At 59.7% G+C, this 21,544-nt stretch carries 17 protein-coding genes and 1 tRNA gene; 7 read left to right on the forward strand and 11 right to left on the reverse strand.

Annotated elements, in window-relative coordinates; genetic code table 11:
- Positions 1-182 precede the first annotated feature (182 nt).
- Positions 183-722, reverse strand: a complete 540-nt coding sequence (locus HW556_RS08345; RefSeq protein WP_176899573.1) for a hypothetical protein — start codon at positions 720-722, stop codon at positions 183-185.
- A gap of 85 nt (positions 723-807) precedes the next feature.
- On the reverse strand, positions 808-1,944 hold the full coding sequence (gene hemW, locus HW556_RS08350) for a radical SAM family heme chaperone HemW (protein ID WP_176899574.1): 1,137 nt from the start codon (positions 1,942-1,944) through the stop codon (positions 808-810).
- 184 nt (positions 1,945-2,128) lie between these two features.
- On the opposite strand from hemW, the gene HW556_RS08355 reads away from it, so the two are divergent.
- On the forward strand, positions 2,129-3,997 hold the full coding sequence (locus HW556_RS08355; RefSeq protein ID WP_176899575.1) for a BamA/TamA family outer membrane protein: 1,869 nt from the start codon (positions 2,129-2,131) through the stop codon (positions 3,995-3,997).
- A 64-nt stretch (positions 3,998-4,061) separates the two neighbouring features.
- Here the strand turns inward: HW556_RS08355 and HW556_RS08360 are convergent, their stop codons facing one another.
- The gene (locus HW556_RS08360) at positions 4,062-5,222 is read right to left on the reverse strand and encodes an alpha/beta hydrolase (protein WP_246289572.1); all 1,161 of its coding nucleotides are present in this window, start codon (positions 5,220-5,222) and stop codon (positions 4,062-4,064) included.
- A 230-nt stretch (positions 5,223-5,452) separates the two neighbouring features.
- On the opposite strand from HW556_RS08360, the gene HW556_RS08365 reads away from it, so the two are divergent.
- Positions 5,453-5,525: transfer RNA gene (locus HW556_RS08365), tRNA-Met, on the forward strand.
- Positions 5,526-5,710: 185 nt separating this feature from the next.
- Here HW556_RS08365 and HW556_RS08370 read toward each other — a convergent pair.
- Positions 5,711-6,193: a GAF domain-containing protein gene (locus HW556_RS08370; protein ID WP_176899576.1), complete on the reverse strand. Its 483-nt coding sequence runs from the start codon at positions 6,191-6,193 to the stop codon at positions 5,711-5,713.
- Between the two features lie 303 nt (positions 6,194-6,496).
- On the opposite strand from HW556_RS08370, the gene HW556_RS08375 reads away from it, so the two are divergent.
- Both HW556_RS08375 and HW556_RS08380 read left to right on the forward strand, forming a co-directional pair.
- Positions 6,497-7,039 (forward strand): dihydrofolate reductase family protein, encoded by a 543-nt coding sequence (locus HW556_RS08375; protein WP_176899577.1) that lies wholly within the window; start codon positions 6,497-6,499, stop codon positions 7,037-7,039.
- Between the two features lie 66 nt (positions 7,040-7,105).
- Positions 7,106-8,035 (forward strand): carboxypeptidase-like regulatory domain-containing protein, encoded by a 930-nt coding sequence (locus tag HW556_RS08380; protein ID WP_176899578.1) that lies wholly within the window; start codon positions 7,106-7,108, stop codon positions 8,033-8,035.
- A gap of 68 nt (positions 8,036-8,103) precedes the next feature.
- On the opposite strand, the gene HW556_RS08385 is transcribed toward HW556_RS08380, so the two are convergent.
- The 4 genes from HW556_RS08385 to HW556_RS08400 all read right to left on the reverse strand — a co-directional run bounded on the left by HW556_RS08385 (position 8,104) and on the right by HW556_RS08400 (position 12,695).
- A complete protein-coding gene (locus tag HW556_RS08385) occupies positions 8,104-8,784 on the reverse strand; it encodes a phosphatidylserine decarboxylase family protein (RefSeq protein WP_176899579.1) in 681 nt (226 codons plus the stop codon).
- 318 nt (positions 8,785-9,102) lie between these two features.
- Positions 9,103-10,398, reverse strand: coding sequence for a Glu/Leu/Phe/Val family dehydrogenase (locus HW556_RS08390; protein WP_176899580.1), 1,296 nt, complete (start codon positions 10,396-10,398; stop codon positions 9,103-9,105).
- Between the two features lie 146 nt (positions 10,399-10,544).
- The gene (locus HW556_RS08395) at positions 10,545-11,453 is read right to left on the reverse strand and encodes a phosphatidate cytidylyltransferase (RefSeq protein WP_176899581.1); all 909 of its coding nucleotides are present in this window, start codon (positions 11,451-11,453) and stop codon (positions 10,545-10,547) included.
- A 192-nt stretch (positions 11,454-11,645) separates the two neighbouring features.
- A complete protein-coding gene (locus HW556_RS08400) occupies positions 11,646-12,695 on the reverse strand; it encodes a CPBP family intramembrane glutamic endopeptidase (RefSeq protein WP_176899582.1) in 1,050 nt (349 codons plus the stop codon).
- A gap of 158 nt (positions 12,696-12,853) precedes the next feature.
- Here HW556_RS08400 and dusB point away from each other — a divergent pair, with 158 nt between their 5' ends.
- Together dusB and HW556_RS08410 are read left to right on the forward strand one after the other, a co-directional pair.
- On the forward strand, positions 12,854-13,843 hold the full coding sequence (gene dusB / locus HW556_RS08405; RefSeq protein WP_176899583.1) for a tRNA dihydrouridine synthase DusB: 990 nt from the start codon (positions 12,854-12,856) through the stop codon (positions 13,841-13,843).
- A gap of 155 nt (positions 13,844-13,998) precedes the next feature.
- Complete coding sequence (locus HW556_RS08410; RefSeq protein ID WP_176899584.1) at positions 13,999-14,958, forward strand: DMT family transporter; 960 nt, start codon at positions 13,999-14,001, stop codon at positions 14,956-14,958.
- Positions 14,959-14,971: 13 nt separating this feature from the next.
- Here HW556_RS08410 and HW556_RS08415 read toward each other — a convergent pair whose 3' ends face one another.
- Positions 14,972-15,547, reverse strand: coding sequence for a hypothetical protein (locus HW556_RS08415; protein WP_176899585.1), 576 nt, complete (start codon positions 15,545-15,547; stop codon positions 14,972-14,974).
- A gap of 112 nt (positions 15,548-15,659) precedes the next feature.
- Entirely contained in the window at positions 15,660-16,076 is a 417-nt protein-coding gene (locus HW556_RS08420; RefSeq protein ID WP_176899586.1) for a DoxX family protein, read from the reverse strand.
- Positions 16,077-16,265: 189 nt separating this feature from the next.
- Here HW556_RS08420 and HW556_RS08425 point away from each other — a divergent pair, with 189 nt between their 5' ends.
- On the forward strand, positions 16,266-19,037 hold the full coding sequence (locus HW556_RS08425; RefSeq protein WP_176899587.1) for a TonB-dependent receptor: 2,772 nt from the start codon (positions 16,266-16,268) through the stop codon (positions 19,035-19,037).
- A 142-nt stretch (positions 19,038-19,179) separates the two neighbouring features.
- Here the strand turns inward: HW556_RS08425 and HW556_RS08430 are convergent, their stop codons facing one another.
- Complete coding sequence (locus HW556_RS08430; RefSeq protein ID WP_176899588.1) at positions 19,180-21,447, reverse strand: M3 family metallopeptidase; 2,268 nt, start codon at positions 21,445-21,447, stop codon at positions 19,180-19,182.
- Positions 21,448-21,544: the final 97 nt, after the last annotated feature.

Raw genomic sequence — 21,544 nt, forward strand, 5'->3', positions numbered from 1 at the left:
TGTTTATACCTACCCTTACTGCCCACCACCTGACCGGCTGGGCAATATGGGCGTTGGCTACAACGCTGTACGGCCCGCTCCCTCAGCCGAGGAAGCGGGCCGTACAGCGTTACGGGTGGTCGGGGCTACTGCTTCGGACCCGACATGACTTCTACTATGTTCGCCGGTGAGAAAGCACTCAGTTATACTACCCGTAAGAATATGCCTTCTAGGTAAAAAATGTTGTGAGGCTGTTCGATTTCATAGTCGGCTGCTTCTTCTCCATCTTCCTGCACATTTATATCAAAGGGTTGTTCCTCCTCTTCCTCTTCCCCGAATAGGTCATCGGCTGGATAAGTGCAGGAGAGCTTTAGTGCCACGCTTGGTAATGGAATAGGGGCGCTGTCTTCGGTAGTATATTCTAGCAGACAGGGCCACTCCTGAACCGTGGCCAGTGCTTCTGCTATGTCCTCTTGCAGTACCGAGGAGCGAGGGCCTGCCAGGCGCAGAAGCGAATCGAGCTGCTGAAAGGGTAGGCCTAAGTGAAAGAAGTGCGTATCCCCATCGAAATCAGTAGTTGCCCAGATAGTTACGTCGTCGGAGTTGTCGAAAACGATGGCAGTCAGGTGTACCTGTTCGATAAAGAAATCCGTGTCATCGGCCAGCGCATCAATCAGTCTTCTCATCTTTTTTAGGTTGGCGGAAGGAAGCAACTGGTCAATGTTGCCGGTTACTCCTTTCAAAGAAATAACAAAAGAGGCAAAGCAGTGCTACTGCCCCCCAGAATGCCGGGGTAGTATTTCGTGCGTTAGTACCTGATGTGCGTTATCAGACTGCCTGAAACAACTCCAATATAATATGATCGGCCAAGAGCTTACCCGCATCAGTCAGCCGTAGCCAGCCGGCACTTAATGTTGCCAAGCCGGTAGTTTGAAGCTGGGCCAAGTAAGTGGCGCGGGTGGTCAGAAGGTCTACGCTCAACTGGTCGCGCAGGCGGTTCAGGTCGCAGCCGTGAGATGTACGTAGGCTGGTCATGAGGTATTCGTTGGCTTGGTCCAGCTGGCTGAGGACCTCTACAGTGGCTGGTACGGTACCTTCGTCGAGCACAGCAGCTACGTAGCGCGGGTTGTTGGCCAGCGTAGCGTGGCGGCTGTGGCCGTTGTATGAATGGGCGCTGGGCCCTAAACCCAGATAGGGTACCCCGGCCCAGTAAGCCGAGTTGTGGCGCGCTTCGCGGCCGAGCCGGCAGAAGTTGCTGATTTCGTACTGCTCGTAGCCGTGGCGGGCCATTTCGGTTAGCAGCATCTCAAACTGTCGCGCCACAAACTCGTCGGGCGGCGCCAGAAATTTCCCCTTGCGCAGTTGGCGGCCGAATACGGTATCGGGTTCGATGGTGAGGGCGTAGCAGGAAAGGTGCGGTACCTGGAGCGCAAATGCCGCTGCCATATCGATTTCCCAGATGCTGTGGTCGGACGCAGGGACTCCGTAAATCAAGTCTACCGATATGTTTTCGAAGCCGGCTTCCTGGGCCCGGCGTACGGCCTCGCCCGACTCCTGGGCCGAGTGTGCCCGGTTCATAAGACGTAGATGCGGCTCGTGGAAACTTTGTAACCCAATGCTCAGCCGGTTGACGGGCGAGGCTGCCAGCTCGCGCACTTTGGCAGCGGTCAGGTCGTCGGGGTTGGCTTCGAGCGTGATTTCTGCATCGGTGGCCACTGTAAACCGTTTGTTGATGGCCGTAAGCAGCTGGTCCAGCTCCGCCGCCGAAAGCAGGGAGGGGGTGCCGCCACCGAAGTAAATTGTTTCAATGGTTGCTCCCGGTTCCAGGTAAGCGGCCCGCAAGTCCATCTCAGCTACCAGCGCATCTACCAGACGACTCTTCAAGCCCATGCTGGTGCTGAAGTGGAAGTCGCAGTAGTGGCAGGCCTGCTTGCAGAAGGGAATATGGAGGTAGATGCCGGACAATGGGAGGAGACGGAAGGCTGCTGAAAAATGCACGAAACGGGCCTGTCGAGGCTCCACCCCGGTCGTATCACTCGTTATGCGGAGCCGCTCTGTAAGGCGGTGCCAACGATGGCAGAGGAGGTTCCGCTACCCAAAAAGTATCTTCGGGAAATTAAACGTCGCGGTTCGCGTTGCACTGGCACAAATGTACGTCCGCATCCTTGCTTTCTGGTATTTGCTGCTGAGCGCGGTCGGGTGGGCGGCGGCCCAGGGCAGCACGCCCCTGAACCCGGCTGCCCCGCCAGTTTCGGCTGTGCCCGCTATACCCCTACTACCCGATTCGGCCGGCAAGGCTGCACCCGCCCCGCTGCGCCCGGTGCGCCCAGTAATATTGCGCCTCGAAATAGAAGCCGCTGACGAGGGCCTATTACGTTCCTATCGTTACCGTCGGCAGTTGCCCGACTCGCTGGCGGCTCTGCGCGAGGTGCGTGCACTGGTGCTGGCTCTGCAGGCCGATGCCTACCTGACGGCCTCGGCTGATGAGCTGCGTTGGGGTGCCGCTGATACGCTACGTGTGCGCCTGTACGTGGGCGAGCAATTCCGATGGGCCCGGCTGCGCAACGGCAACCTCGGCGACGCACTGCTTGAGCGGGCCGGTTTCCGCGAAAAACTCTACCAGCAACAACCGTTGCGGCCCCAGGAATGGGTGAAATTCCAAGAGAATGTGCTTCATGAGGCTGAAAATCAAGGCTTCCCCTTTGCCACCGTCGGGCTCGATTCGCTGGCTCTACGTGGCTCCGATATTGAAGGTCGGGTAGTGCTGCGCCGGGGGCCGGCTATTCTATTCGATTCTATCCAGATTATTGGTCAGACCAAAACTAAGGCGCGCTTCCTGAGCAAATACCTGCAGATTGAGCCCGGCGAGCCGTTCAGCCAGCAGAGGCTGCTGGAAGCCGACCGCCGCCTGCGCCAGCTGCCGTATCTGCAGGTGAAGGCCGCGCCCGAAGTACGCTTTGCAAGAGGGCGGGCGCGCATATATTTTCTGCTCGATGACCGCACGGCTAACCAGTTTGATGCCATTGTGGGCGTGCTACCCAACCCCAGCCCGGGTCTGGGCCAGAAAAAGGTGCAGATAACCGGCGACGTAACCCTGAACCTGCGCAATATTGGGGGCGGAGGTAAGGGTATAGGTGTGCAGTGGCGCAAGCTCGATGCTACTTCCCAATTGCTCGACGCCCAGTACCTGCATCCCACCTTTTTTGGCACTCCGCTGGAAGTCAGTGCCTCCTTCAATTTGATCAAGCAGGGCGAATTGTTCCTGACGACCAAGCCACGGGTGCAGGTGGCCTATCCTACGGCCCAGGCTGGCCGGCTGGCCGTGTTTTTCGAGCAACGCAACTCCCGTCTGCTCAACCAGGATTCAACCCTGCAGCAGGCAAACCGTCTGCCCGACAACATCGACTCGCGCTTTGGCTCCTACGGCCTCGACTACACCTGGAATACGCTCGACGACCCGTATTTCCCACGCCGGGGGCTGCTGCTAAGCGGCCAAGCCGCCATCGGCACCAAGCGCCTCAGTCCTAACTCCGATGTGAAGCCCGAGCTCTACGACGGTTTGGCCCTGCGCACCCGCCAAGTGAGCCTGGGCCTGCGGGCCGAGCGCTACTTCCGTATTGGGCGGGCTGGGGTGCTGCTCACGCGGCTGCGAGGCGAGGCCTTGCTCAACGACCGGCTGTTTCTCAACGACCTGTTCCGACTGGGCGGGCTGGCGACGCTCCGTGGTTTCAACGAGCTGAATTTCTACGCCAGCCAATATGCAGTCGGCACGGCCGAGTTTCGCCAGTTCACTGGCCCCGATACCTACCTGTTCGTGTTTGCCGACCAGGCCTACCTGCGCCGCGACCTGCCTAACGACCCGTTTCCGCGCGACACGCCCACCGGACTGGGGGCGGGCCTGAGCTTTCGCACAGGCGCGGGCCAGTTCCAGTTCGTGTATGCCCTGGGCCGCAGCGAGCAGCAGCGTTTCGGGTTGGGCTCGGGCAAAATCCACTTCGGAATTACCAGCCGGTTTTAGTCTTCATAGAAAGAGCGGCCACCTAGGGTAGGAGGGCCGCTCTTTCTATGAAGACTCAAGAAAGCTATTTCAGTGCTTTCTTGAGTTCGTTGGCAGCCAATTCTTCGGCCTCGCGGGCTTGAGGTACCACGGCCCCCATTCCGAAGAACTCGTGCGTGACGTTGGGGTAGAGCTGGTAGGTAACGGGCACCCCGGCATTTTTTAGGTTATCGGCCAGCGTTTTGCCCTCGCTCATCAAGGGGTCGATACCAGCACCAATGATGGTAGCGGGCGGTAGGTTTTTTAGATTGGCGTTTACCAGATCAATCATAGGATTCTTGCCATCGGCAGGGCTACGCAGGTAGTATTTGAAGAACCAACCCATGAAGTCCTTGTAGAGCGGCTTGGCCTTGGTATATTCCTGGTAAGAGGGCGTGTTCATATCGTAGCCCGCAATTGGGAAGACGAGCAATTGGTGTTTAGGAGCTTGTATGCCTTTGTCGCGGGCCATCATGCTCACGGCGGCGGCAAGGTTGCCGCCGGCACTCTCGCCAGCTACCGCCACGCGCATCGGGTCGCCGTTAAAAGAGCCGGCATTTTTCAGCACCCATTGATAAGCGGTGAATGAATCATTGTGGGCAGTTGGAAATTTATGCTCGGGGGCTTGGCGGTAGGCTACCGAAGCCACAATAGCGCCGGTTTTAGCCGCCAGGGCGCGAGCCGAAGCATCGTAGGTATCGAGGTTGGCAATTACCCAGCCACCGCCGTGGTAATACACCACCACGGGCAGGGGGCCAGTGGTGCCGGCTGGCGTATAGAGGCGCACTTTCAGGCCTGGCTCCACCATTTTGCTCATCGTATCCACGTTGGCGTAAGGTGCCGGGATATTATATTTCTGCATTACGGCCATCAGGGCCTCCCTAAATGAAGGAGCCTTACGGACTTCGGCGGGCGTGAGCTTATGGGGCGGGGTGGAAGCGCTGAGGCTGTCGAGCTTTTCGATAACAGCCAGCATTTCCGGAGCAATGTTGGGTGCCCAGGCCGGGGCCGGGCCGGTAGGCGTAATGTTGGCAGTTCCGTCGCTGCTGGCTGCGGGTGTATTATCGGTAACGGCCCCTGCGTCACTTTCTGCGCTAGCGGTGGTCGTTTCAGCGGTTTGGTTAGGACCACAGGCGGTCAGGCTTAGGCTGGCAAGCAAGATGGGGGCCAGCCAGAGCCGGTGCGAATAAAGCGAGTTCTTCATCATACAGAGCGTCATCAATAAGAAAGAATGAATTTGGATTGGTGTCGTTTGGTACGTAATCCTTATTTAATTGGAGCGAATGTGACTGAATTGTGTACACCGCTGAAACGATACTGGTACTACGCAATAACTTTATGGCTGATAATCAACCGACAGGAGCCATTTCTGCGTTATTTAGGCCTGTTACTGGTAGGTTTCCGAAAAAACCCTGCTACATTTGTATTACCAAACAGTGCGGGGTGGAGCAGTTGGTAGCTCGTTGGGCTCATAACCCAAAGGTCACTGGTTCGAGTCCAGTCCCCGCTACCTAAAAGGGCGTTTCCATACCGGAAACGCCCTTTTCTTTTGTTCAGAGCAGCAGTTAGTATGCTATAAGATGGCCGGCTCAGCAGGACGGTCCGAACAGCTTCCCCGACTGGTGAGGTATTCCAGAAATGCAACAGGCCGCAACTGTAAGTTGCGGCCTGTTGCATTTTGGTAGTGGATATACTTTAAAACCAGACGGCAACCAATTGTGCCAGCTGCTCCAGGTAAAGCTGATCGGTGGTATCGAAGTCGTTGAGCTGGTCGCTGTCAACGTCGAGGACGGCTACTACGTGGCCATTCTGGATGATGGGTACCACGATTTCGGACTTTGAGGCGGAGCTACAGGCAATGTGGCCGGGGAACTGCTCCACATCGGGGACGAGCAGGGTAGTGGCCTGGGCCCAGCTGCTGCCGCACACGCCTTTGCCGTGTCGGATGCGGGTGCAGGCAATGGGCCCCTGGAACGGGCCGAGTACCAACTCATCATCTTTCACCAGATAGAAGCCTACCCAGAAGAAGCCGAATGCTTGTTGCAGGGCCGCGGCGGTGTTGGCCAGGTTGGCTATCAGGTCGGGTTCGCCGGTGGTGAGGGCCGTGAGTTGGGGCAGCAGCTGGCGGTATTGGTCGGCTTTGCTGAGGGTGGTATCGAGCAGGAGTTCTTCGGCCATAAGGAGGAAAACGGAAAATAACAGGTAGCAGGCATGGGGGTAGCCGCGCACCGGGCTAGTGCCGCCGCAAAGGTAAGGTATGCTTCCCCCAGGCTACACTTGATTTCGGGAGTTGCTACAAAATGTGGGCTTAAAAATGGAAATTAGCCTAACTGTAACAGGTGGCGGGCCGTTTGTGCCCATGCCTCGCCAATAATTTACGGCGCAGCGCCACCGGGCCCATACTAGCTGTGCTAGCATTGGGGCCGGTACGCCCTGCTTTACCAAGTTCTCGCTCTCCTCACCATCCAAACCCACTTTTGCATGCGTAAAGTTGTACTCTACATTGCGACCAGCCTCGACGGTTACATTGCCTCACCCGACGGCTCGGTGGAGTGGCTGCCCACGGCCGGCCAGGATTATGGCTATGCCGAATTTCTGGCCAGCGCCGATACGACGTTACTAGGCCGTGCCACCTACGAGCAGGTGCTCGACTCGGGCCCCTGGCCTTATTCCGGGTTCACCAATTACGTGTTCACCAATTACGTGTTCAGCCGCAAGCCTCCGGTCCTGACGCCCCACGCGTCGGTGCAGTTCGTTAGCGACGAGCCGGTAGCGTTTGTGCAGGCATTGCGCCAACAGCCTGGCCGTACCATCTGGTTGATTGGAGGGAGCACCCTGGCCTCACCGCTGCTCACGGCCGGATTGGTCGATGAACTGATGCTGCTGGTGGTGCCCCGCGTGCTGGGGTCGGGTATCCCGCTCTGGCGCCACCAGGCGCAGCCGCAGACGCTGCAGATGCTGCGCACCCAAACATGGCCTGATGGCACCGTGCTGCTGCACTATCAGCTGCCCAAAAAAGAGTAACTTCACCTTAACCCGATAAACGGAAAAACCGGCTAGCTTCACGGCTCCAGCCGGTTTTTCGTTTCTATGCTCTTCCGATTTCTCTGCCTACTCGCCGCCTCCGCCTTGGCCCACCCGCTCCAAGCGCAACGCGTCCTCACTGGCACCGTGCAGGATGGGCAGAGGGCTGCGGTGCCCTTTGCCGTGCTGGAACTGTCGGCCCAGAAACTGGGCGTGCAGGCCGATGACGAAGGCCACTTCTCCCTGCCACTGCCCGCCGGCCTCACGCCCACTGATTCGCTGACCATTTCAGCCTTGGGCTATGCCCGGCGGCGCGTACCGGTGCCCGCCGGGGCTACCGCCACGTTGCAGCTGGCCGCGTTGCCTGTGCCCTTGAACGAGGTGGTCGTGCGGCCGGGCGTGGCGCAGTGGGTGGGGTCTGAGGGTGAGTTGAAAAAGCGAGGAGGAGGTTTTGGCCAGAACAGGCTTTCGCAGGAAGTAAATACGGGCTGGCAAATAGCTCGACTCTGCCAGCCACCGACCAATGGCTACCTGACGGCCGTGCGCTTCTTCGTGAATCCCAGCTATAACTGTGGCAAGACGGGGTTACGTGCCCCTTTCCGGGTGCGCGTGTATGCAGCTGACGGGCCTGACAACGCGCCGGGCAGCGACTTGCTACCTGTTTCCGTGTTGGCAGCGGCCGACAACAGAGGATGGGTTTCTGTGGATTTGAGCCGCTACGAAATAATATTTCCGCTGCAGGGAGTGTACGTGGCAATGGAATGGGTCCATACTTCCGACGAATTTCTCTGCTCTTACACCTCCACCAGTCTTGAAACTCAACAGAAGACGCAGTCATTCTCCTACGGTCAATCATTGGCAGCAACCCAGTTGCCGGAAACAGTTGCTCAGACCTGGTATTACACCTTTAAATACGGCTGGCTGAAATTCAGTAGCCGCAACAGTGGCCAGAATGAGGTTCCCGATGCCGCCATTCAGGCACAGTTCCAACCCTAACCCTTAAAACAGCAGTGGCGGCCTCCGAATAGGGAGCCGCCACTGCTGTTTAATGCACCACCAATTGCCTAAAAAAGGCTTGGCGGTGGGGTTTTAAGCTGGGCTATAACAGTCTGGCCACCCTTTACTTTCTCGCCAATCTGCACCTTTACTTCGGTGTCGATGGGCACGAAGATGTCGACCCGCGAGCCGAACTTGATGAAGCCGAACTCCTCGCCTTGGCTTACCTCGTCGCCCTCGTTCACATACCACACAATGCGGCGGGCCATGGCGCCGGCAATTTGCCGGAACAGCACCAGTGGGCCGGCTTCCGACTCGACTACTACCGTGGTACGCTCGTTTTTAGTGCTGCTTTTGGGGTGCCAGGCTACCAGGTAGTTGCCGGGGTGGTACTTGAAGTAGCGCACGATGCCCGAAATCGGGTTGCGGGTGATATGCACGTTGATCGGCGACATGAAGATGCTGATCTGCATACGCATATCGTCGAAATACTCGGGCTCCTGCACGTTCTCAATCACCACCACCTTGCCGTCGGCGGGGGCGATAATCAGGTCTTCGTGGGTGAAGAGGCGGCGGGCCGGGCTGCGGAAAAACTGCAGCAAAATCAGGAACATGATAACCGAAATGCCGGCGAAAACCTTGTTGAAACCGCCGTTTTCAGCGTTGTAGCGGAACAGCAGCAGGTTCACGGCCAGCAGGGCCAGCAGCGTAAAAAACAGAATCCGTCGTCCTTCCTTGTGGATTTTCATACATCACTGATTTGCGCTTATCAACCTGATTACACTGATTCAGATGGCTCGCGGCCGGTCCGTAAGTGGACCGTTGGAGCATAGCGCGGATTATTGCTTACGTTGAGTTAGCCAATTTCGATGGTAGAATAGCGCTCAAAGCAGCTAGGCTACACAAAGATAGCCCGAACCAGCGGCTCGGGCTATCCGAAAACAAATATACGTGCGCAAGCCATATGTCGCGCCAGGGCCCGAAAACTGCCTGGCGCAGGCTGTTAACGGTCCGTCGGCCCGGTATGCCTGCACCAGCGGCAACCAGACACCCACGAGGCCAGGGCTTTAATAGCCGCCACGGAACTTGTAGGTCTGGGCTACTTTATCAATGGCTACCACGTAGGCGGCGATGCGCATGGGCACATCGTACTTCTTGCTGGTCTGATACACCTTCTCGAAGGCGTCATTCATGATGCGGTCGGCGCGCTCGGTTACCATTTTCTCGCTCCACTTGAAGCCCTGCTTGTTCTGCACCCACTCGAAGTAGGAAACGGTTACACCGCCCGAGTTGGCCAGAATATCGGGCACCACCATAATGCCCTTTTCGTTGATGATAGGGTCGGCTGAGGCCGAAGTAGGGCCGTTGGCACCTTCCACAATCAGCTTGGCCTTAATGGCGTGGGCGTTGTGTTCGGTAATCACGTCCTCCACTGCGGCTGGTACAAGCACATCCACGTCGGTGGTGAGCAGGTCGTCGGCGTTTTCGAGCATCGTGGCACCCTGGAAGCCGTCGAGGCGGCCGGCGTGGGCGTTTTTGTAGGCAATAGCCTCGTCGATGTCGATGCCGTTTTCGTTCCAGTAAGCGCCGCTCACATCCGAAAGACCCTTGATTTTTACGCCTTTCTCGCTGAGCAGCTTGGCCGCCCACGAGCCCACATTGCCGAAGCCCTGCACCGCCGCCGACACCGTGTGCGGGTCGAGGTCTAGCTTCTTGAGGGCCGCCATAGTGGCCACCATCACGCCGCGGCCGGTGGCCTCGGTGCGGCCCAGCGAGCCGCCCATTACCAGCGGCTTGCCCGTTACCACGGCTGGCGAGGTGCCGCCTACGGTCTTCGAAAACTCGTCCATTAGCCAGGCCATCTCGCGCGGGCCGGTACCCATGTCGGGAGCCGGAATGTCGCGGTCGGGGCCAAATACGTCCTTCATGGCCAGCGTGTAGCCACGGGTGAGGCGCTCAATTTCGCCGGCACTCATTTTGGTCGGCTCGCAGATGATACCACCCTTCGCGCCACCGTAGGGAATATCGACCACGGCGCATTTCCAGGTCATCCAGGCCGCCAGGGCCTTTACCTCGTCGAGGTGTACGTTCTTATCGTAGCGAATACCACCCTTGCTGGGGCCCAGAATGGTGTTGTGAATCACGCGGTAGCCCTCAAATACGCGCACCTTGCCGTTGTCCATCGTGACGGGAATATGCACGATGACCTGCTTGTCGGCCGCCTTGAGCACTTCGTACGTTTCTTCGTCGAGGCCGAGGATTTCGGCCGCCACATTGAAGCGCGACATCATCGATTCGAGCGGGTTTTCGGCATCAACGCGGGGAGCCGGCTCTTTGTACTTGTAGACCGTGGTAGCAGCCATACGGGTGGGGATTGGGTGGGGGGGAATAAGATAGCGGCCCCGAAAAAACGGAGCCGCGGGTGGAATTCGCAAGCAAAGGTAGGCCTTTACTTTGGAGTGGGGAAGGGGGCGGCAATGCAGGCGGGCGCGCTCCGCTTAGGGGCTGATTACGAACCGAAAACCAGTTGCAGCACGGCCAGCACGGGCAGGATAAACAGGAAGGCATCGAAGCGGTCGAGCAGGCCGCCGTGGCCGGGCATGATGCGGCCCGAATCTTTGACGCCAACGCTACGCTTGAGCATGGATTCAGCCAGGTCGCCGAGCGGCCCGAACACGGCTACCACGCCGGCCACTACCAGGCGGTAAGCCAGCGAGAGTTCGGGCAGCAGCCAGCCCAGGGCCGCACCTACCAGCAGCGTGAGCAGAAAACCACCAACGGCCCCTTCCCAGGTTTTACCGGGCGAGATTTTAGGCGCCAGCTTGTGCTTGCCCATGCTTTTACCCGCCGCGTAGGCCCCGATATCGGAAGCCCAAACCATGAACAGCAGCGCAAACACGCGGCGGTAGTCATAGCCGCCTGATCCGCTGAAGGCTACTATCGTGAGCAAGCTCATGGGCAGGCTCACGTAGAGCAGCCCCAGCAGCGCAACGCCCACGTTGGAAAACGGCGCAAACGGCTGGTTAGCGCGGGGCCAGGAGTACATTTCGCGCAGAATCAGTAGTACCGGCAGCAGCACGATGAGGCCCACCGCCGAGCTGCGCAGGTAGCCCATGTCGGCCACGGCCAGCGGGACGGTTGCGTTGGCCAGCGTCCGGAAATCGGTGAGGGCGGCCACGCTGGCAAATAGCAGCAGGCTGATGCCCACACCCAGTCCGGCGGCCGGTTTGTAACCTGCTTGGCGCATCATGCGGTAGAACTCCAGCAGCATGCGGGCCTGCACCACGGCGAAAAGCAGGGCAAACGTCCAGACGCTGAACCACACGCTGCCTAGCAGCAGCGCGGCTCCCAGCACGCCAAAAATAATGCGCTGGCTTAGGTTGGACATCGGGGCTTTGGCGGCGGCGGGCTCAGACAACGGTTTGTAGGCTATTAGCTGACAGCCAGTAGCTGTTCGCTTTTGAGGAATAGAAGAGTGAAATGCCAGGGAGGCAAAGCAATGGTCGGCGGCTCAATCTCCGCACAAAATCTGAAACCTGACCGGCATTATCTGGCGAAAATAGGATTTCAGCGCGAAAGCTCTCCGCTAATAGTTAAGGGCTCGATAACACTACTCTCGCGTTGTATCCACACCCGCGTGGCTGAGGGTGCGGGCGGGTGGTGGCGGGACGTCGGCGGCCTGCACCACGGAAACCCCACGGCGGCCCAGGGTGTGCATTTCAGTGGGCGGGCCGTCGGAGAAGGGGCGCTGCATGCGCTGGTAGAGGTACCAAAGCAGGAGCGTGCTTAGCAGCAGCGAAGCCAGCACCCAAGGCAGGGGCAGGGCCTCGGTCGAATCGGGGTCGAAGTCGGTGGCCGACCATTCGCGCTGCTGAGCATAGAGTAACACCAACTGGAAGGCGTTCTGGGCGAAGTGGGCCGCTATGGGCACCAGAATGTTGCCGCTCCACTCATATAAGTAGCCCAGCACTAGCCCCAGTACGAAGCGCGGGAAAAAGCCCAGAAACTGGAAGTGAATGGCGCTGAAAATGGCCGCCGCCAGCCAGATGCCCACGTGCCGCGAATTGGTCCACTGCACGAGGTTGCGCTGAATCACGCCCCGGAAAAACAGCTCCTCACTTACGGCGGGTATCACGGCAATAACCAGCAGTGCCACCACAAAGCGGGCCGGCGACGAGAACCGGGTCAGATACTTAATGGTATTCTGGGCCGTGGCTTCGGCCTGCCGGGCCAGCTCCTCCCAGTGGGCCAGGGCCTCGGGCAGGTGCAGCTTGGCATTCCAGGAAATCAGGACCGACATGGCCGGCATACTGGCCACAATGAGCACTGCCGCCAGCAGCAGCCAGCCAAGCGGTATCTGGCGGCGGGGAGTAAAGTAATCGGGCAGCTCGTAGCCCGTAAGCTTGGCCAGCGCTACGGCTGCCCCCCCAAACCCACCGAGTAGCAGCAGGCCCTGGCTGAGCATCGAAACTTCCCAGCCGTTGGCGTAGTTGCTGGGCTGCTGCTGCACATTGCCCAGCGCCGTGAAGCCCACCCCGTACAGCAGGTTGCTGATAATGGCAATAAGGAGTGTGCTAAGCACGCCCATTACGGCCAGCAAAATCAGCAGCAGACCCAGGTTGGCCAGCGGGTGCAGCCGGCTCGAAACGAAACCTTTCATGTCGGGGGCAAGGTTGGGGTGAATGGGGCTGGGCCCCTAACTAATCGTAAATTTGCGCAAAATACCAGTGCCGGCTCCAACCAGCCTGCGCCGGTGCCTTTTTCGTCATCAATCAAAAGCTACCAGCTAACCGCTGCCAGCTATCAGCTCAAAAATAAGTGGTCCATATCCGCAACATTGCCCTGCCCGATTTTCCGCTGCTGCTCGCGCCCATGGAGGACGTGTCGGACCCGCCGTTCCGGGCCGTGTGCAAGCAGGGTGGGGCCGATTTGATGTACACCGAGTTCATTTCGTCGGAGGGCCTGATTCGGGCCGCCGCCAAAAGCCGCCAGAAACTCGACGTGTTCGACTACGAGCGGCCCATCGGCATCCAGCTGTTCGGCTCCGACGTGGCCACGATGGGCGAGTGCGCCCGCCTCAGCACCGAGGCCGGCCCCGACCTCATCGACATCAACTACGGCTGCCCCGTGAAGCAGGTGGCCTGCCGGGGTGCGGGCGCGGCGCTGCTGCGCGACATCCCGAAAATGGTGGAAATGACGGCCGCCGTAGTGCGCGCCACCCACTTGCCCGTAACGGTGAAAACCCGCCTGGGCTGGGATGAGGACACCAAAAACGTAGAGGAAGTAGCCGAGCGGCTGCAGGACGTCGGCATCGAAGCCCTCACGGTGCACGGCCGCACCCGCGTGCAGATGTACAAGGGCGACGCTGACTGGCGGCTGATTGCGGCCATCAAAAACAACCCGCGCATCAAAATCCCCATCTTCGGCAACGGGGATATCGACTCGGCTCAGAAAGCCGTGGAGTACAAAAACCGCTACGGCGTGGATGGCATCATGATTGGCCGCGCCGCCATCGGCTACCCCTGGATTTTCAGGGAAGTGAAGCACTATGTGGCTACGGGCGAACTGCTGGCTCCGCCCACCGTGGAAGAGCGCGTGCAGGCCTGCCGCATGCACTTCGAGAAAAGCCTGGAGTGGAAAGGCCCTCGGGCTGGCGTGTTCGAAATGCGCCGCCACTATGCCCAGTACTTCCGCGGCCTCGAAGGGGCCCGGCAGTGGCGCAGCCGCCTCGTCGACACCAACGACCCGCTGGAAATCCACCGCATCCTCGACGAAATAACCGCCGCTGAGCCGGTGCTGGTGGGGTAAGGCTACGTGCTTATCAGAACGTCATGCTGAGCTGGCCAAAGCATCGCTACCGCTTCACTGAGGTTGTTCAGCGAAGCGGTAGCGATGCTTCGGCCAGCTCAGCATGACGTTCTTTTATTGCTTTCTTCATCCGTCCCGCTTCTACTCCTGCCCCTATGCCCACTACTACCCCCGCCAGTCCTACTGCCGCTCCATCCGTCGTTGCCGCGTCGCCGCCGCCCGCCCCAACGGCTACGGCATGGGCGTTGCTGCTGGTGCTGGCGGCCATCTGGGGTACGTCGTTTATTCTGATGAAGAAGGGGCTGCTGGTGTTTTCTGCGCTGGAGTTGGGGGCTGCCCGGGTGAGCGTGGCGGCGTTGCTGCTGCTGCCATTTGCCTTGCGCCACCTGGGGCGGGTAAACCGGGATAAGCTGAAGTGGCTGCTGCTGAGCGGCGTGGTGGGCACGTTGCTGCCGGCTTTCCTGTTTGCTTACGCCGAAACCCGGCTGGCCTCAGGACTTGCGGGCGTACTCAATGCCCTCACGGCCGTGTTTACGCTGGTGGTAGGGGCGGCTTTTTTCGGCCAGAAGCTTACCGGCCTACGGGTGCTGGGCATTGTGCTGGGCCTGGCAGGCACGTTGGTGCTGATGATATTAGGCGGTAGCGCCGCGGCCGGCACGGCCCCCGCCGGCGGGGCGGGCAACGCCTGGTACGGCCTGTTCATTGTGGCTGCCACGCTGGGCTACGGCGTGAGTGTGAACGTAATTAAGCGCCACCTGAGCGACATTCCGGCCTTGGCTGTAACCGGGCTGCTGCTGCTCTTCATAGGTGGTCCGGCGCTGGCGTTTCTACTGGTGGGTACCGGGTTTCTGGGCAAGCTGGCCACCGTGCCCGGGGCCTGGACGGCCTTCGGCTATATTGCGTTGCTGGCTACTATGAGCACGGCCGTGGCTATGGTGCTGTTCAACAAGCTCATCCAGACCTCTACGGCCCTGTTTGCCGCCTCCAATACCTACCTAATTCCAGTAGTAGCCCTGGCCTGGGGCGTGCTCGATGGCGAGGAGTTCAACCTCTGGCACCTGCTGGGCATGGTCATCATCCTAGTCAGCGTCGCCATTATTCACCGGGCTAAATAGACGATAGGCCTACTCACTCCGGCACGTACGGCCACTCGTGGAACCGTTCAGGCAGGCCCAAACGGGCCGGGTGGGCGGCCAGGTAGGCCAGTACGCGCTGCTGTTCGGCCTCATCCTGAATAGGTAATTCGTGGGAGCCGGGGTGCCAGAAGTCGGCCTCGGGCGGGAGCTGGCCGCGCAGCAGGCGGCGGGCCTGGGCGGCGGTGCGCTGGTGCAGCAGCTCAATGGTTTTGTAGAGCGAAAGGTCCGCGTCTGCTGGCAGTACCAGCACGGCATGCAGGTGGTTGGGCAGCAGCACGAAGCCCGGAACCCGCAAACCCTGCTCCTCCAGCATCAGCAACTCGCCGGCTACCAGCTCGGCAATTTTCTCGCGACTCAGATAATCGGGCCCCACGGAACGCGTGTCCAGGAGGGCATCGAAGGCGGCGAAGAACTGCTTTTCGGCGCGGCGGCCGGCGGCGGCGGGGTTGGGGGCGGTTCGGGCAGCGGCCTGGGCCGCCAGATAGTGGGCATGCAGCTCGCGGCCGGCGCGGGCGGGTACCGAGCCGGCCAGGCGTAGCGTCAGCAGAATGGTTTCGTTGGCGGCCACGGCAGGTGTAACTGGTTTTCAGGCAGGAAGATAAGCCGGAATGCCAGGCGTGCAAAACCGGTTTGCCTGCTTGCCGCCTGGTATGCCTCGGCCACCGGTCTGTTCTGCGCAGCTACCCCGCTGCTGGGTGGCTGAGCCGTCGGTCGAGGCACAGGCGGTTGTGCTGGGCGTGCAGGAGAAGGGCGAAAATGAACAGGCCGTAGAGCATCTGCGAGCCGACTGTTGCCCATTCTTCGAGCAGGCTGCTGCCCATCACCAGGCTCATCATCACCAGCATAGCCGCTACCAGCGCCGGGCGGGTGCGCAGGCCCAGCAGCAGCAGGCCAATACCGCCCTCCACGAAGGGAAGCGCCGCGGCGAATACATCTACCAGTGCCGTGGGCAGGGGTGTAGCGGCAAACTGCTTCACCAGCCCTGCCCGGAAGCCGGCCAGCTTGGGTAGGCGCACCAGGCAGTGCATCAGAAAATTCACACCCAGCAGCAGGCGTCCCAGCACAAAGGCTAGTTCGGGGTTGGTCAGGTTCGGCATACGTACCCATACGGCTAAATGGGCTCCAGAGTATGTAGCGGGGTAGCACGCAGGATATCTGCCAAAACCGATAAAGCTAAGTTCTGACCGGATTTATACCATGTTCATCGAAAAATACAGCGCCCCTGCTTAGCTGCAGCCTACGTTTGCGCCCCATTACACACCACACCCCCGGGCACTCTCACCTGTATGAAGTCTTATTACCCCTCCTTGCTGGTTACCACGGCCTTGTTGCCACAACTGGCTTCGGCTACCGCATTTCCTGCTGCAACCACCCCTTTCACTCCCCGTGTCGCCGTTGCCCCAAATCTGGTCGAAACGACTGTATCCGGCAAGGTGCTGACCGATAAAGGACAGCCTCTGCCGGGAGCTACCGTTTTCATTAAAGGCACCTTCATCGGTACCAGCACCGACCAGCAGGGTAGCTTCCGGGTAAGCGCCGACTTTGCCAATGGCCCGGTAACGCTGGTGTTTTCCTACGTAGGGTTTGATACCCGGGAAGTACTGCTTCAGGCGCCCGATCAGGCCCTGAATGTGGGCCTTTCGCCCAGCGCCACCCTGCTGAACGAAACCATCGTATCGGCCTCGCGCATCGAGGAAAGCATTTTGCGCGCGCCGGTAACCGTCGATAAGCTTTCGACCCGCCAGATTGAGCGTATTACCACGCCCGAGGTGCTGAGCGGTCTGGGCCAGGTAAAGGGCATCGATGTGAGTTCGGCCTCCATGTTGTTCACCAGCATAAGCACCCGCGGCTTCAATACGGCCAAATCGGAGCGCGTAATTCAACTGGTAGACTACATGGATACCCAGTTGCCTTCTCTCAACCTAAGCCCGGGCAACCTGGTAGGTATTCCGGAGCTGGATATGGAAAGCATCGAAATTATCCATGGCCCGTCTTCGGCCCTGTATGGTTCCAATGCCCTGAGCGGTGTAATCCTGTTCAACTCCAAAGACCCCTTCGTGTACGAAGGACTGAGTGTACGCCTGCGTGCCGGCCAGCGCGACCTGTTGGACGGGCAGGTACGTTACGCGAAAAAAATAACGGACAAACTCGCTTTCAAGGTCAATGCCAGTGCCTTCCGGGCCGATGACTGGCTGGCAATGAACTACGAAGCCACCCAAAGCTCGGCAAATCCGGCGGGCTCCACGCTGGGCTACAACGCCGTAAACCGTTACGGAGAAGGAGGCTACGCGTTCAATCCTTTTCAGCAGTTGCCGGGCGGCACCAACCCGGAGTTGTACGGAAAAACGGCCTACCTGCCGGGCTTCACGGAGCAGGAGCTGATTGCCAACGATAACCGGACGTCGTCGTACCGCCTGGGGGGTACTGTATCCTATCTGCTGCGCGACGACTTGAAATTAAGCATAGAGGCCAAACGCGCCGAGGGTACTGCCACCTACCAGAACCTGAGCCGTTTCCGGGTGAAGGGGCTGGGCTCGAACCAATACCGCGCCGAGCTAAAGAGCAATAAGGGCTTTATCCGCCTGTACAGCACAGAAGATTTCTCGGGCAACTCCTACGAATTCAATCAGTTGGGCTCCCTGATTCAGCAGGCACCCACTACCGAAGGCGGGAGCGTAAGCTACCAGAACCTGTTCTACGCCACCTACAACGCGGCCTACAGCCAGGCCCGCCAGGCCGGCCTGGCGCCCGATGCGGCGCTGGCGGCGGCTCAGTCGGCGGCCAATAGCACCCAGCTCAAAACCTCCGATCCACGCTTTGCCACCCTGCGCAACCGAATTATTGGCGACCGGAACCCAAGCACAGGCGCTCAGCAGTACTTCAACTCCTACCTGCACGATATCAGTGCTCAGAGGCAGTTTACCCTTGGGGAGGCGACCAACCTGGTAGTAGGCGGTGCCTACCGCCAGTACCGGCTGGGTTCCGATGGCCTGCTGTTCTCCGATCGGGATGGCAAGCGCATCGTCAACTACGAGTATGGCGCTTATGGGCAGCTCACCCAAACCGTATTCCAGGAGCGCCTGAAACTGGCGCTGGCCGGGCGGGTAGACGAGTTCAAGAACTTCAAGCCGGCTTTCTCGCCTCGAGCATCAGCCGTGTATTCGCTGGGCGAAAACAAGCAGCATAACTTCCGGGCCAGCTACGGACAAGCCTTCCGTGCTCCTTCGCAGCCCGAGCAATACCTGTACAGCGACATTCGAAACGCCATACTGGTGGGCAATGCCGCCAACGGATTCCGGGGGTACAACGAAGCGTTGTTTGCCTCGCCCCAAATCTTTGGCGCGGCTACCTCCAATCCCGATCTGCTGAGAACATACGAGGCCAACATCGACCCATTGAAGCTGGAGCAGGTGAAAACGGCCGAAATTGGCTACAAAGGCGCGCTGATTGCTAACCTGTACGCCGATGTAAGCTATTTCCGGAGCCGGTACGATGGGTTCATTGGTGGTCAGCTGTTTGTTGGCAACACCGATGGCAGCCAGCCAACCAGAGCACAGTTGCAGGAAGGCTACCCTACGCTCTACACCGACCAGAGCAAGCCCACCCGCGTACTGTACACCTACGTGAATAGCAATCAGGAAGTGAAAACCCAGGGCGTTACGGCGGGCCTGACGTATTATTTCAACCGGGGCATTAACCTGACCGGCAACTACTCGCTCAACGTTATCGACAAGAGCGACCTGCCCGCTGGCTTCCAGACCTTCTTCAATACGCCCAAGCACAAGTACAACGTGGGCATAAACGGCCAGCTCAGCAACCTGAGCTACTCCGTAAATTACCGCTGGGTGCAGGGCCACTTGCAGGAAATGCCCTTCGCCGTTGGCCGCATCCGCGACTACAGCACCACCGAAGCTTACCTCGGTTACCTGGTGCCGAAGTGGGGCACTACGTTCCAGGCTGGTATTTCCAACGCCTTCAATACCAACAACACGCAGGTATTTGGTGGCCCACAGGTTGGCCGCCTCGGCTACCTGGGCCTGCGCTTCGACTTGCAATAGAACGAAGCAGCGTACACGAAAAAGGCCCCGCGACAATTGTCGCGGGGCCTTTTTCGTGTACGCTGCACTGAGCGCGCAGCCAAGAGTATCGAAATGGGCAGCAGTTACAGCCTGCTACCTCCAACCTCAGGTTCTGGCGGGGCTACTTGCCCTTGCCCTTCTTGATTTTCACCTTGACCTTTTCCGGCTGGGCCGCTGCCGGAGCCATTGGCACGGCCGGCGTTGCTGGCGTGGCCGTTGTCATCGGGAAGCCGCGCTGCTTCATGAGCGCGTCGATTTTCGGGTCGCGGCCCCGGAAGGCGCGGTAGCCGGCGGCCGGGTCGACGGTGTTGCCCACCGTGAACACGTGCTGGCGCAGCCGCTGGCCCACGGCCTTGTCATACGCGCCGCCGCCCTCGGTGAAGGCGCTGAAGGCATCGGCCGCCAGCACCACCGACCACAGGTAGGAGTAGTAGCCGGCCGAGTACCCATCGGAAGCAAATACGTGGTTGAACTGCGGCGTGCGGTGGCGCATCACCAGCTCGGAAGGCATACCCAGTTGGGCCAGGGTTTCGCGCTCGAACTTGTCGGGGTCGATTTTCTGGTCGCCGGCTAGGTGCAGCTTCATATCAATAAGGGCGCTGGCCAGAAACTCGGTGGTGGCGAAGCCCTCATTGAAGGTGCTGGCCTTGTCGATGCGGTCAACCAGCTCCTGCGGAATGGGCTTGCCGGTCTGGTAGTGCAGCGCGAAGCGGTTGAGCACCTCGGGCGTCGGCAACCAGTTTTCGAGCACCTGCGACGGGAATTCTACGTAGTCGCGCACCACGCTCGTGCCCGCCAGGCCGGGGTAGGTGACGTTGCTCGACAGCCCGTGCAAGGCGTGGCCGAACTCGTGGAACAGCGTGGTGGCATCCGACCACGAAATGAGCACCGGCTCGCCGGGCTTGCCCTTTACGAAGTTGGAGTTGTTGGATACGATGGTGGTGATGTCCTTACCGTCCATGCGCTCCTGGTTGCGGTAGGCGTTCATCCAAGCCCCCGATTTCTTGCCCGGGCGGGCGTAGGGGTCGAAGTACCACAGGCCAATCTGCTTGCCAGTGGTCTTGTCGTTCACCTGCCACGCCCGCACATCGGGGTGGAACACGGGCACGTCGGTAACAGGCTGGAAGCTGAAGTTGAACAGCTCGCCGGCCATCCAGAACATGCCCTCGCGCATTTTGTCGAGCTGCAGGTACTGCTTCACCTCGTTCTGGTCGAGGTCGTAGCGCTCCTTGCGCACCTTCTCGGCGTAGTAGGCGTAATCCCAAGGCTCAATCTTGAAATCGGCCGGGGCACCTTCCTTTATGGCTAGCGCCTGCATGTCGGCCACTTCCTCTTTTACGCGGGCCACGGCCGGGGTCCAGACCTGCTCCATGAGCTCCATGGCGGCCTCGGGCGTTTTGGCCATCGTGTTGTCGAGGCGCAGGTGGGCGTGGGTTTTATAGCCCAGCAGCTTGGCGCGCTCGGCCCGCAGTTGCAGAATCTGAGTAATCAGGGCGTTGTTGTCATGGGCCCCGCCATTGTCGCCACGGTTGGTGAACATGCGCCAAGCCTTCTCGCGCAGCGGGCGCTGGTCGGAGTAGGTCAGGAACGGGTCGACGCTGGAGCGGGTGTTGGTGATAACGCCGGCGGCGGCCACTTTACGGGTGTCGGCGGCGGCTTTGGCCCCATCGCGCAGCGAAGAGGGCAGGCCGCTCATATCCTGCTCCGTTTTCAGCACCAGCGTCAGCTCCGACTCATCGGCCAGTACGTTCTGCGAGAACTTGTTGAAGAGGCCGGCCAGCTGCTGGTTTATCTGCGAAAGCCGGGCCTTAGCCGGGGCATCGAGCTTGGCGCCGGCCCGCACGAAGGCCTTGTAGCGCACCTCCGTCAGGCGCTGCTGTTCGGGCGTGAGGTTGCTGGTTGCCATCGAGTTGTACACGGCTTCAATGCGCTTGAACAACGCCGCGTTCTGGGTTATCTGGTCGCTGAACGCGGCCATGCGCGGGGCCATTTCGGCCTGCACCGCTGCAAATTTGGCGTCGTTGAGCGAGGTACCCCAGATGCCGTACACCGTCTGAACCCTATCCAGAGTGCTGCCGCTGCGCTCCATGGCCGCAATGGTGTTCTCGAAAGTAGGCGCGGCCGAACTGTTGGCAATGGCATTGATTTCGGCCAGATTCTCGGCCATCCCGGCTTCCAGCGCGGGCTTGAAATCGGCTACCTGCACCTTATCAAACGGCGGCACGCCGTTGTGGGGGCCGCCCCAGGTCTGCAGCAGTGGCATGGTAGCGGGCCGGCCGGCTACGGTTTTGCTGGTGGCAGTAGGTTGGGCCTGGGCCGCGGAGAATGTGGCACCGGCCAGACCGAGGCCGGCCAGCAGGGGCAGGGAAAGCGAAAAGAGTGGGTTCATGAAGTAACGTGTCGGGCGGAAAAACTGGTGATATGCGAAGATACAACGCGTCGGGCGGCTCAGAATTCCCGGCCCCGCCCAAAAGCTGCTTCCGGCA

The organism is Hymenobacter terrestris (genome assembly GCF_013377905.1).
GTDB lineage: Bacteria > Bacteroidota > Bacteroidia > Cytophagales > Hymenobacteraceae > Hymenobacter > Hymenobacter terrestris.